Annotated in this window: 11 protein-coding genes; 1 reads left to right on the top strand and 10 read right to left on the bottom strand. The window is 66.6% G+C overall.

Annotated elements, in window-relative coordinates; genetic code table 11:
• Positions 1 to 434 precede the first annotated feature (434 nt).
• The gene (locus GM910_RS26070) at positions 435 to 1,235 is read left to right on the top strand and encodes a DUF72 domain-containing protein (protein WP_159593676.1); all 801 of its coding nucleotides are present in this window, start codon (positions 435 to 437) and stop codon (positions 1,233 to 1,235) included.
• Between the two features lie 7 nt (positions 1,236 to 1,242).
• Here the strand turns inward: GM910_RS26070 and GM910_RS26065 are convergent, their stop codons facing one another.
• From GM910_RS26065 to GM910_RS26020, 10 genes are all read right to left on the bottom strand, one after another.
• Positions 1,243 to 2,091: a glycosyltransferase family 32 protein gene (locus GM910_RS26065; RefSeq protein WP_159593674.1), complete on the bottom strand. Its 849-nt coding sequence runs from the start codon at positions 2,089 to 2,091 to the stop codon at positions 1,243 to 1,245.
• Positions 2,092 to 2,094: 3 nt separating this feature from the next.
• Positions 2,095 to 3,270 (bottom strand): lipid-A-disaccharide synthase, encoded by a 1,176-nt coding sequence (locus GM910_RS26060; protein ID WP_159593672.1) that lies wholly within the window; start codon positions 3,268 to 3,270, stop codon positions 2,095 to 2,097.
• Complete coding sequence (locus tag GM910_RS26055) at positions 3,267 to 4,163, bottom strand: LpxI family protein (protein ID WP_159593670.1); 897 nt, start codon at positions 4,161 to 4,163, stop codon at positions 3,267 to 3,269. Before GM910_RS26055 ends, GM910_RS26060 begins: the two co-directional genes overlap by 4 nt.
• Complete coding sequence (gene lpxA / locus GM910_RS26050) at positions 4,144 to 4,977, bottom strand: acyl-ACP--UDP-N-acetylglucosamine O-acyltransferase (RefSeq protein WP_159593668.1); 834 nt, start codon at positions 4,975 to 4,977, stop codon at positions 4,144 to 4,146. Before lpxA ends, GM910_RS26055 begins: the two co-directional genes overlap by 20 nt.
• A gap of 8 nt (positions 4,978 to 4,985) precedes the next feature.
• Positions 4,986 to 5,456, bottom strand: coding sequence for a 3-hydroxyacyl-ACP dehydratase FabZ (gene fabZ, locus GM910_RS26045; RefSeq protein ID WP_159593666.1), 471 nt, complete (start codon positions 5,454 to 5,456; stop codon positions 4,986 to 4,988).
• Entirely contained in the window at positions 5,449 to 6,507 is a 1,059-nt protein-coding gene (gene lpxD, locus GM910_RS26040) for a UDP-3-O-(3-hydroxymyristoyl)glucosamine N-acyltransferase (RefSeq protein WP_159593664.1), read from the bottom strand. Before lpxD ends, fabZ begins: the two co-directional genes overlap by 8 nt.
• 55 nt (positions 6,508 to 6,562) lie before the next feature.
• Entirely contained in the window at positions 6,563 to 8,920 is a 2,358-nt protein-coding gene (gene bamA / locus GM910_RS26035) for an outer membrane protein assembly factor BamA (protein WP_159593662.1), read from the bottom strand.
• 241 nt (positions 8,921 to 9,161) lie between these two features.
• Complete coding sequence (gene rseP, locus GM910_RS26030) at positions 9,162 to 10,301, bottom strand: RIP metalloprotease RseP (protein ID WP_159593660.1); 1,140 nt, start codon at positions 10,299 to 10,301, stop codon at positions 9,162 to 9,164.
• 87 nt (positions 10,302 to 10,388) lie between these two features.
• Positions 10,389 to 11,240, bottom strand: coding sequence for a phosphatidate cytidylyltransferase (locus GM910_RS26025; RefSeq protein ID WP_159593658.1), 852 nt, complete (start codon positions 11,238 to 11,240; stop codon positions 10,389 to 10,391).
• Positions 11,237 to 11,901, bottom strand: a 665-nt coding sequence (locus tag GM910_RS26020) for an isoprenyl transferase (protein ID WP_159593656.1), incomplete at its 5' end; no start/stop codon positions are given. The genes GM910_RS26020 and GM910_RS26025, both read right to left, overlap by 4 nt.

Raw genomic sequence — 11,901 nt, 5'->3', positions numbered from 1 at the left:
CATCCGCGAGGTCGACGAAATCCTGGCGCACGCCCATTCGCTGGCCCTGTACGCGCTGGAGAGCCCCGACACGTCATGACGCGCGGCGTGGACCGGCTTTCGGCGGAGCATTTCAACGAGCTTAGAGGCCAGACGGTGTAATAGCCGGGCGTGGCGAGGATGGAGCATGGCCGACCTGCCCACCGACCTTCAGTCGGCCGAAGCCGACTTTCGGTCGGCGAAGGCCGAAGGGCGAAGGTGGGAGGCCGAGGCGGCGACCGCCGTCCGCCCGACTTTTCGGGCGCCCCCGCGGAGGCCAGCGACCCCGGACTTGATCCGGGGGAGCGCTCGGCCGCGAGCGAAGGGAAACCAGCATGTCAGGAGCTAAAGCGTGCCGGGTGGACAAAGCGACGAGGCGGACGCATTTTCGGCGCTTGAACGTGAGGAGCGATGAGATGCAATCAGGCACTATCCGCGCCGGCATCGGCGGCTGGACCTTCGAGCCCTGGGAAGGCACCTTCTATCCCGACGACCTGCCGAAGAAGCGGCAGCTCGAATATGCCAGCCGGCAGATGCCCACGATCGAGGTGAACGGCACCTATTACGGCTCGCAGAAGCCCGCCGTCTTCGCCAAATGGGCGTCCGAGGCGCCGGACGGCTTCGTCTTTTCGCTGAAGGGCAACCGCTTCGTGACCAACCGCAAGGTGCTCTCGGAAGCGGCGGAGTCGCTCGGCCGCTTTCTCGGCTCGGGCATCGCGGAGCTGGGCGACAAGCTCGGCCCGCTCGTCTGGCAGTTCGCGCCGACCAAGAAGTTCGACCCGGAGGATTTCGAGGGTTTTCTGAAGCTCCTGCCGGAGAAGCAGGACGGCATCCCCCTGCGCCACGTGCTCGAGGTGCGGCATGCTTCCTTCGTCGTGCCGGAATTCGCCGCCCTTGCCCGCAAATACGGCGCCGCCATCTGCTATGCCCACCACTTCACCTATCCCGAAATGGCGGATGTGACGGCGGATTTCGTCTATGCGCGGCTGCAGCGCGGCGAGGATTCCATCCCCACCGCCTACACGCCCGGCGATCTCGACCAGTGGGCGAGCCGTGCCAGAACCTGGGCCGAAGGCGGCATGCCGGGCGACCTGCCCCTTGCCGACGAGACGGTGAAGATCGAGCCGCGCCCGCGCGATGTCTTCGTCTACTTCATCCACGAGGGAAAGATCCGCGCCCCCCAGGCCGCCCAGGCGCTCATGGAGCGGGTGCGATAGGTTTCGACTAAGTGGCCGCACCGCCGGTTTGGCCCGCTTGCGGGCCGCCCTCGGAGAGGCTGAACCCGTGATCGGCCACCCTCTTTTGCGCCCAGTGATAGAAGCTGCCCTCCTCGGGCGCGGACGTCGTCGGGCCCTTCTGGTGGATGTGGAAACCGATGAAGTGAGGGTGGTGGAGCGGTTCGAGGCCGTACTTGGCCGAGAAGATCTTCAGCGACTCCTTGCCGTTCCAATAATAGAAACTCTCCTTGGGCGCCGCGTCGCCGAATATCCCGTAACGCTTCGCCATGCGGGAAATGCCGTCATTGGCGAAGATGGTGATGCCAAGGGCGGCCGGCGTGACCTCCCTCCCCTTCAGCCTTAAGAGCATCGGCCGCAGCACGCGCCGTCTTATCCCGAGCCAGCGCGGCGCAATATCATCGCTGGCGATATACCGCTCGAATTCCTCGATGATCGGGCTGTTCTCCGGCAGGTAGAGCGCCGAGACGCCGAGACGGCCGCGGTTCTCGCGCGCCAGATAGTGCATATCGGGATCGGGTTCGAACCTCTTCACCAGATAGATGTCCGTATCGAGCCACACCCCCTGCTTGTGCCTCATGAGCGTGACGCGGAACAGGTCGCTGAAATGGGGAATGGTCCGCGACGACTTGAGATCGGGATAGCCGGGATCGAGCCGCTTGAAGGTCTCGCGCGGCAATATCGCTTCCGCGTCGCAACACTCCACCCCCGCGGGAACGTTCAGGACCGGCTCGTAGCTGAACAGCTTGACCCGTTGGCCCGTCATGACCATCGAGGCCAGGCAAAGCCGATCGACCTCGCGAAGACGGGGCCCGTACCAGAAGGTGCAAATATCCATGGATCACCGCGTGCTGTTGTGCCCGATCTGCCGGAGAACGATCTCCGCCGCCATATCCCCCGACGGGCGCGGCGTGGCAAGCGCCTCCGCCACCTCCGCAAAGCCCTCGCGCTGGGCGCGGCGGGTCGGCGTGTCGCGCCAGAGCTGGTCCAGTTGGCGCGCCAGATAAACGGGGCGGACGAACGCGTTGAAGTGCTCCGGCACGACCGGCCAGCCGGCGATCAGGTTGGGCAGCGAGGCCGACCAGACGGTGAGCAGAAACGGCGCCAGCCGTGAGGCGACGGCGTCCGTCTTGTAGCAGCTTATGAAGGGCACGCGGGAAAGCGCAAGCTCCAGCGCCACCGTGCCCGAGCAGGCGAGCGCGGCGTCGGCCTCGGCGAAGGCTGCCCATTTGCGCGCCTGGTCGAGGATGATCTCCGGCCGCACCGGCCAGCCCGCCACCGCCGTTTCCACCAGTGCCGCCACATGCGGCACCGTCGGCAGGGTTACGTCGAACGCATGGCCCGCCGCCGCCAGTTCCGCCACCGTCTCGCCGAAGGGGCCGAGAAGACGCCGCACCTCGCCTTTGCGGGAGCCCGGCAGAAGGAGGAGCTTTTTCCGCGTTCCCCGTCCGCTCCGCGCGATCTGCGCCCGCGCCGCCGCCTGGATATTCCTGTCATTGCTCAGGCGGTGGCCGACGAACGTGCCGGGCGGGCCGCCGAGGCGGCCAAGCTCGTCCGGCTCGAAGGGCAGAAGACACAAGACGTGGTCGACATGCGGCCGCATGGCCGCCGCCCGGCCGGGCCGCCACGCCCAGACGCTCGGACACACGTAGTGGACGATGGGGATCGAAGGGTCGGCCGCCCTCACCTTCTTCGCCACGCGCAGGCCGAAATCGGGGCTGTCGATGGTGATGAGGCAATCGGGCTTCGCCGCGGCGATCGCCTTCGCCGCCTGGCCGATGCGCCGCATGAGGCGCGGCAGGTCGCGCAGGACCGCCGAGATGCCCATGAGGGCGATATCGTCGGCGTTGAAAAGGGATTTGAGCCCCAACTCCTTGAGATTGCGCCCGCCGACGCCGGTAAGCTCGACCATACGCCCCGTCCGCCGTTCGATCGCCGCCGCGAGATCGGCGCCCAGAAGATCGCCCGACTCCTCGCCCGCGACAACGGCGATGCGAAGCGGCCGCTCGCGGCTCATTGCTCCCGCCCCCGCGCGAAGCCGAGGATGAAAAGGCCATGCCGGTCGGCCAGGTTCACGGTCTCCGCACAGGCCAGGATGAAGCTCACCTCGGCCTCGACGGCGATCCCGGCAAGCCCCGCGCCATGGGCCGCCGTCACGGTCTGCGGGCCGATCGTCGGCAGGTCGGCGCGCGCCTCCTGGCCGGGCTTAGTGCATTTCACCAGAACACCGCGCCCCTTTCCGGCAAGCCGCCCGTGGGAGCGCAGCTCCTTGGTGCGGGCGAGCAGACCGTCCGTCCCCTCGATGCCTTCGAGCGCGACGGCCCGCCCGCCGATGGCGATCGCCGCCTGGCCGATGTCCAGCCGGCCGATGGCGCGGGCGGCGGCAAGGGCGGCGGCGATGTCCTTCTCGTCGCCGCGCGTCGGCTTCGCCTTGCTCAAAAGCCCCTCCGGCGCCAGCAGTTCCGGCACCAGCTCATGGGCGCCGACGACGCGTATTCCGTTCGCCTCGACATAGCCGACGAGCATGCGCAACAGCGCGTCGTCGCCGCGCGCATAGGCGGTGAGGAGCCGCGGCAGGTGCAGAAGGAAGCGCGGATGGACGCGCAGGCTCCTGATGGGCGGGCGGGCCGCCACGCCGCCGGCCAGCACGAGATGGGTCACGCCGTGCCGCTTGAGTTCGGGCATGAGAAGCCCCAGCCGCCGCGCCGGCACGCGCAGGAGGTCGTAGCGGTCCGGCGCTTCGGAAAATTCCGCCTCCCCCTCGATGGCCGCAACGATTGGACGATGGCCGGCACTGAGAAGGCCCTCGACGATATCTTGCGGCAGCCGGCCGCTGCCGGCGATGATGGCGATGCGGTCGGCGGCGCCGATTGCCAGACTGCGCGGCGGCTCATTCGATGCCGTCGTCATCGTCCTCATCCACGGCCCCGCTCGGCGGCACGGTGAAGTGGCGCTTTTCCCGGCCGGCAACGAAGCTGAGGAGGTCCGCCACCGCTTGCGAACCGGAAAACGCGCGCTGCACGAGCTCAAGGTTCTCCGAAAACGGCCGCTCCGGCGAAAACAGCAGCTTGTAGGCCCGCCGAAGCTGCGTCAGCTCGGAGCGCTCCATGCCGGCGCGCTTCATGCCGATGACGTTGAGCCCGCGCAGCTTGGCCCGGTCGCCGACCGCCATGCCGTAGGGGATGACGTCGCCGACGACGGCTGCAAAGCCGCCCAGAAAGGCATGATGGCCGATGCGGACGAACTGGTGCACCGCCGCATAGCCGGACATGATGACGTGATCGCCGATCTCCGAATGCCCGCCAAGGCCGGCGTAGTTGGCCATGGTCACCTTGTTGCCGACGTCGCAATCGTGGGCGACGTGGCTATAGGCCATGAACAGGCAGTCCTCGCCGATGGTGGTCTTGCCGCGGCTGGTGTCGGTTCCGCGGTGGAGCGTCACGCCCTCGCGGATCACGCAGCCGCGTCCCACGTTAAGCGTCGTGCGGCCGCCCTTGTGCTTGAAATTCTGCGGCGGGCCGCCCAGGACGGCGTTGGGGAAGACCTGGCAGCCGGGCCCGAGCGTCGTCGCGCCCATGATCGACACATGGCTGATCAGCTCCACGTCGTCGGAGAGAACGGCTTCGGCGGAAACATGGCAGAAGGGGCCGATGCGGACACCGCTGCCAAGCTCGGCGCCCTTCTCGACGACGGCCGACGGGTGGATAAAGGTCTCAGCTGTCATGCCGCCCGTCAATCCGGCTCGTTTGGCGACATCAAGGCGGAGATCACCGCCTCGGCCACCTTGCCGCCGTCGACCATGGCTTCGCAGGAAAACTTCCAGATCTTGCCGCGCTGCTTCAGCTTCTCGACGTGGATCTCCAATCGGTCGCCCGGCACCACCGGCTTGCGGAACTTGGCGTTGTCGATGGTCATGAAATAGACGACCGAGGGCTGGCCGTCGCCGGCATTATGGATGCAGATGGCGCCCGCCGTCTGTGCCATCGCCTCGACGATCAGCACGCCCGGCATCACCGGCTGGCCGGGAAAATGCCCCATGAAGTGCGGTTCGTTGGCCGTCACGTTCTTGATGCCGATGGCGGAATTGTCCGCGTCGACGTCGATGATCCGGTCGACCAGCAGAAAGGGGTAGCGGTGCGGCAGCAGCCGCAGAAGGTTCTGTATGTCGAGGCTTTCCAGTGTCGTCGGCACGGTTTTATCCATTACTCTTGCTCCCCCTCCGCTTTCCTTCCGCCAGGCTGCGCAGGGCGGCGATCTCCCGAAAGGCCTGGCGCATGGGCTGGGCCGGAGAGCCGGCCCAGCGCTCGCCGGCCGGAATGTCGGTCATGACGCCGCTCGAGGCGGCAAGCTGGGCGCGGTCGCCGATGGCGATGTGGTCGGCGATGCCGACACGCCCGCCGAGCATCACATAATCGCCCAGCGTCACCGAGCCGGACAACCCGCAATGGCCGGCGATGACGCAGCTGCGCCCGATGCGCACGTTGTGGGCCACCTGCACGAGATTGTCGATCTTGGTGCCCTCGCCGATCACCGTATCGGACAAGGCGCCGCGGTCCACGGTGGTATTGGAGCCGATCTCGACATCGTCCTGGATGATGACGCGGCCGATCTGCGGGTTCTTCTCAAGGCCCGTCGCTCCCGGCAGGAAACCGAAACCGTCCTGGCCGATCTGCGCGCCCGGGTGAACGATGACGCGATCGCCGATGACGGCGTATTGCACGGTCGCATTGGGACCAATGTAGGTATCGCGGCCCACGCTGCAACCCGCGCCGATCACCGCATGCGGCGCGATCACCGCACCGCGTCCGATCGCCGCGCCGGCGCCGATCACGGCGCCCGCCTCCACCACCGCGCCCTCTTCCAGCACCGCATCGGGCGCGATGATGGCGTGGGCGGAGATGCCGGTCTCGCCGGTCACCGGCTGCGGGCGGGTTGCCGCCGGGAAAAGCAACCTTGCCACCTCGGCAAAGGCCTGCTGGGGCTTGGATGTCGCCAGAATGGCGATGCCGGCCGGCACCTGGCTGGCGGCCTCTTCAGTGCACAGCACCGCCGCCGCCCGAAGCGCGCCGAGCATTGCCGTATTGCGCTTGCCGTCGATGAAGACAAGCGTGCTCTCGCCACCCTCGGAAGCCGACGCGAGGCGGGTGACCGCGATGTCGGAATGCGCCGCATCGACCAGCCGGGCGCCGGTCAGCGTGGCAATTTCGCTCACCTGGAAGCGGCGTGCGGGAGCGAAAAATTCCGGTTCCTTCATTGAATGCCTTCTGGTCCGGGCCGCCGGCAGCCGCCCGGACAGCATGCTCTTGTTCCTAGAACCGGGTCGAGATACCGAAATTCCAGTGCTGGATCCGGTCCGTCGATTCCTTCACGACCGGTTCGGCATAGTCCACCCTGAGCGGCCCGAAGGGCGAAGCCCAGATCAGGCTCGCGCCGACGGAAGCGCGCCACTCCATGTCGGTTCCCCCGACTTTCGCGCTGGTGTAGTCGCTGCCATAAAGCGTCGCCGCATCCGCGAACACCGCACCACGAATACCGAAGCTTTCGGGAACAACCGGCAGCGGGAACTGTGCCTCGGCGGTAGCATGGAAGTAGGTGGTTCCGCCGAGATAGTCCCGGTCACCGTCGGGGGTCGTCTCAAACGGGCCGATCCCGTTATACTTGAAGCCGCGAATGATCCGATCGCTGCTGTTGAACTGGTCGAAGATGCGCAGATCCTCATCGAAACCGACGATGTGTCCGCCGCCCACGGTCAGCAAGCCGACAAGATCAAGCTCGTCGGAAAGCATCTGGTACATGTTGGCGCGCGCGGTGAACTTCGCCCATTTTGCATCGCCACCGAGACCCGCAATCTCCGTCGTCAAAGTGGCGTGGATACCCTCGCGCGGGTTCCGCATGTCATCGATCGTGTTGTAGATGAGCGAGCCGCTGACCGAGGATTTTCGCCAGGTGCCCTGGTCGAGCGCCTGTTGCACCGCGGTCGACAGGTCGGCGCTGTCCGCCTCCTGGTCGAATTCTTCCTGCGAGTAGTTGTAGGCGACCTGTGCCGTCAGCGCTTCGGTGATCGGCAAGCCGAAGCGTACCGTGCCGCCGGTCGTCTCTCTTTCGTAGATATCGTCGTCATCCGAGTTGCTGAAGGTACGCGTGTTGCGGAAGATGTCGAAGCCCGCCGAGATGCGCCGGCCGAGGAAATAGGGCTCGGTGAAGGAGAAGGAGTAGTCGCGCGAATCCTCGCCGCCGGCAGCCGCGAGGCGGACGAACTGGCCGCGCCCGAGGAAGTTGCGCTCCGTGATCGAGCCCTCGACCGAGAAGCCGCCGCTGGAGGAGTTGGAGGCGCCAGTGGTGTAGCCGGCGCCGATGGAGAACTCGCCGGTCGACTTCTCGACCACGTCGACGACCAGCACCACCTGGTCCGGCTCGGAGCCGGGCACGGTGGTGATGTTCACCGTCTCGAAGAAGTTCAGCCTGTCGAGCCGGCGCTTCGCCCGCTGCACGAGGACCTGGTTGAAGGCGTCGCCCTCGCTGATGTCGAACTCGCGGCGGATGACGTAGTCGCGCGTGCGGTTGTTGCCGCGGATTTCGATGCGCTCGATATAGGCGCGCGGTCCCTCGTCGATGGCATAGACGACGGAGATCGTGCGGTTTGCGAAGTCGCGGTTGCCGCGCGGCGTGACCTGCGCGAAGGCATAGCCGAGGCCGGCCACATTCTCTGTCAGGCCGACGATCGTGTCCTCGACGTCCTCGGCGCTGTAGACGGCACCGCTGCGGGTCTTGAGTTCGGAGCGCAGGGCCTCGACGTCGACGCCGGGAATGGTCGATTCGACGGTGACGTCGCCGAACGTGTACCGCTCTCCTTCCTCGATGGTGAAGGTGACCGTGTAATCGTTATCGGCAAGGTCGGCGGAGGACGAGATGACGCGGAAGTCGGCATAGCCGCGGTTGAAGTAGAAGCGGCGCAGCACCTCCTCGTCGGCGCGCAGCCGATTCTCGTCGTAGATGTCGTTGCGCATCAGGAACGAGAAGACGTTCGACTGCTTGGTCGAGATCACATCCCGCAGGCGCCGGTCGCTGAAGGCACTGTTGCCCTCGAAATTGATGGAGGCGATCTTGGTGCGGTCGCCTTCCTGGACCTCGTAGATCACGTTGACGCGGCCGTCGTCCAGCTCCTGGACGCGCGCGCTCACGGTCGCGTCGTCGCGGCCGATGCGGCGATAGGCCTCGCGGATGGCCTCGGCGTCGGCCTCCATGAGCTGGTTCGAGAAGGCGCGGCGCGGCTGCAGCTGCACGGACTGCGCCAGGTTCTGGTCCTTGATCTTCTTGTTGCCCTGGAAGAGCACCTGGTTGACGATCGCATATTCGTCCACCGTGACGATAAGCGCGCCGCCGGACTGCGTGATCGACACGTCGGCAAAAAGGCCGGTGGCGAAAAGGCGTTTCACGGCCTCATCGAGATCGGCATTGCTGAAGGACTGTCCCGGGCTGATGCCGACCTGGGTGCGGATCGTGTCGGCATCGACACGGCGATTCCCCCGCACTTCGATCCGGCTCACCGTCGCGGCCTCGGCCGAGGCAACGGCCGCGAGCTGAACGGCAACCGCTCCAGCTGTCGCAAAACCGGCCGACAGCGCTACCGCCGAAACGGCGGACATCAATCTCGAAGCTGCCTTCATAGAGCTAAAATACCTTCTATTCTCGTTGTCCCCACGGCGAGAAACCGGACGCGCAGGCAATTTGGCCTACCGTAATAGCCGGAATTTCCCTACACGCAAGGCTTCTGGTTAATATGCGTTTACGAAACAAGCATTCGTGGCTTTCGCGCCACGCCAATCGCTCGCCGTGGTAAACGCCGCCTCAACAACCCCCGGTGGATGTCTCTCCCATATCCTCCCCTGCACTGAATCGCCCCATCGCTCAGCATCCAAACAGATCGTTCCAGAAAACGAAAGCCATGAACACCAGCACCACCAACATTCCCGCCCGATAGACCACCTCGACAACCTGCGAAGGGACAGGCCGGCGCAGCACCGCCTCGAGGGCGTAGAACACCAGGTGCCCGCCATCAAGCGGGGGAATGGGCAAAAGGTTGAGAATGCCGATGCCCACCGACAAGAGCGCCACCAGTTGCACCAGCCATTCGAAGCCGAGCCCGGCCGCCTTGCCGGCCATGTCGGCGATCTTCACCGGCCCGCCGAGCTGGCAGCGGTCCTCGCGGCCGGCCACGAGGCGCTTGAGGAACTGCCCCGTGCGGGCGATCACGCTGCCGGTCTCCTCGACGCCGGCCACGACAGCCTCCAGCGGGCCATACTCGATCACGCGCGGCTGGCCCAGCGCCTCGTTGTTGACGACGCCGATGATGCCGATCTTGACCGTGTTGCCGAGCGCGTCCGTCTGCTCGGTCGCCTCCGGCGTGGCGACCGTTTCGACCTGGCGGCCGTCGCGCTCCAGGACGAAGGTGAGCGGATCGCCGGCGCGGCCGGAAACCAGCCGCTGCACGTCGGAGAACGTTTCCACACGCACGCCGTCGACCGAGACGAAGCGGTCGCCCGGCTCGATTCCGGCCTGCGCCGCCGGGCTGTCCGGCCGCACCTCGGCCACCATGGGGTCGGCCACGTAGCGACCGAACATGGCGAACATGACGGCGAAGACGACGATGGTCAGCAGGAAATTGAACAGCGGCCCGGCGAAAACGGTGGCCGCCCGCTTCCACACCGGCTGTGTGTGGAAGGCGGTGCTCCGCTCCTCGTCGGAAAGCCTGTCCAGGCCCTCGGCGTCGGGCTGGCTCGCCGCCCCGACATCGCCGACGAACTTCACATAGCCGCCCAGCGGGATGGCCGACAGCCGCCAGCGCGTGCCCCGACGGTCGTTGAAACCGAAAAGCTCCGGCCCGAATCCGATGGAGAAGGCCCTGACGCCGATGCCGCACCAGCGGCCGACCAGGTAGTGCCCCATCTCGTGCACGAAGACGACGACCGTGAGCACGAACAGAAACGGCAGGATGGTTCCGATAAGGAAGTTGCCGAGACCGAGGAAGGGAACAGCAATGTCGGTCACGTCAATTCCTTGTGCTTTTTCATGAAACGATGAACCGGTCTAGTGTCTGTTCAAAACCGGCAAATCCATGACGGCATGTAACATTTCTCAATTTGAGAAGAAACCTGCAGCCGGCGTGTCGGCACCCGAATATAGGGCGCCCAGCACATAAAGGACCACCGCCGCCGCCACCAGGGCGTCGACGCGGTCCATCACCCCGCCATGGCCGGGAATGAGCGCGCTGGAATCCTTCACGCCGTGGCGCCGTTTCACGGCCGATTCGAACAGGTCCCCCACCTGCGAGACGGCCGACAGGACGAGCGCCACGAGCCCCGCCCATACGGGCGAAAGCCCGGTGGCGGCAAGCCAGGCGACGGCCGCTCCCGCCGCGACGCCGCCAAGAGCCCCGCCCACAGCGCCGCTCCAGGTCTTGCCGGGGGAGATCGCCGGCGCGAGCTTGGGCCCACCAAGGGCGCGGCCGGTGAAATAGGCGAGAATGTCGGTCGCCCAGACGACGGCGAAGAGGAAGAGCACGGCAATCAGCCCCGCCTCGTCCGCCCCGCGCAGGAAGGCGAGCGCGGCAGCCGGCACGCCGGCATAGGCGATGCCGGCCGCACTCCACACGCCGCCGCCGGAAAAGGCGGCATGCGCCAGCGTCAGCAGGCAGGCGAGCGCCAGCGCGGCGAAGACCAGCGGCGCCGAGGCCCCCGCGAAGAGCACCAGAAGGGCGGCAGTCAGAAGACCCCAGGAGGCGATCTCGTGCGCGCGGCGGGCCGCGGGCCGCATGGCCGTCCACTCGTAGAAGATCAGCGCCGCCGTCACGACGGCGAACAGCCTGAAGGCGGCGCCGCCGAGGATGGCGGCGGCGAGCACCACGGCGCCCAGCACCAGCGCCGAGACGACACGCTTTCGAAGATTGCCGTTCCTGCCCGCGCCGCCTTGCGGCGCCTCTTCACTCATGACACCGCTTCTTGCGGCGCCACGCTGCCGAAGCGGCGGTCCCTTTCCTCGAAGGCGGCGATCGCCGTGGCAAGTTCCTCGCGCCCGAAATCCGGCCAGTGGCTCGGCAGGAAGACGAACTCCGCATAAGCGGCCTGCCACAAGAGGAAGTTCGACAGGCGCTGCTCGCCGCTGGTGCGCACGATCAGGTCGGGATCGGGAATGCCCGCGGTCTCCAGGCTTGCCTCGAAATCGTCCTCCGTGAGGTCTTCCGGGTCGAGCCGCCCGGCCTTCACCTTACGGGCCAGCGCGCGGGCGGCGCGCAGGATCTCGGCGCGCGCTCCGTAGTTGAAGGCGACGACGAGGTTCATGTTGGTGTTGCCGGCCGTCAGGCTCTCGGCCTCGGCTAAAAGGGCGGCGATATCCGGCTCCAGCCCCTCGCGGCTGCCGACGATGCGCACGCGCACGCCGTTCTGATGCAGTTCGGCAAGGTCGCGGCGGATGAAAAGCTTCAGGAGGCCCATGAGGTCCGAGACCTCCGATTTCGGGCGCGACCAGTTTTCCGAGGAGAAGGCGTAGACGGTGAGCCAGCCGATGCCCATCTCGCCGGCGGCCCGCACGGTGCGGCGCAGCGCTTCGACGCCGGCGCGGTGGCCGGCCGTGCGCGGCAGGCCGCGGGCAC

The sequence above is a fragment of the Chelativorans xinjiangensis genome, from assembly GCF_009812055.1.
GTDB lineage: Bacteria > Pseudomonadota > Alphaproteobacteria > Rhizobiales > Rhizobiaceae > Chelativorans > Chelativorans xinjiangense.
Note: the sequence above shows the minus strand (reverse complement) of the source record. Positions and strands in the feature narration are given on the sequence as shown.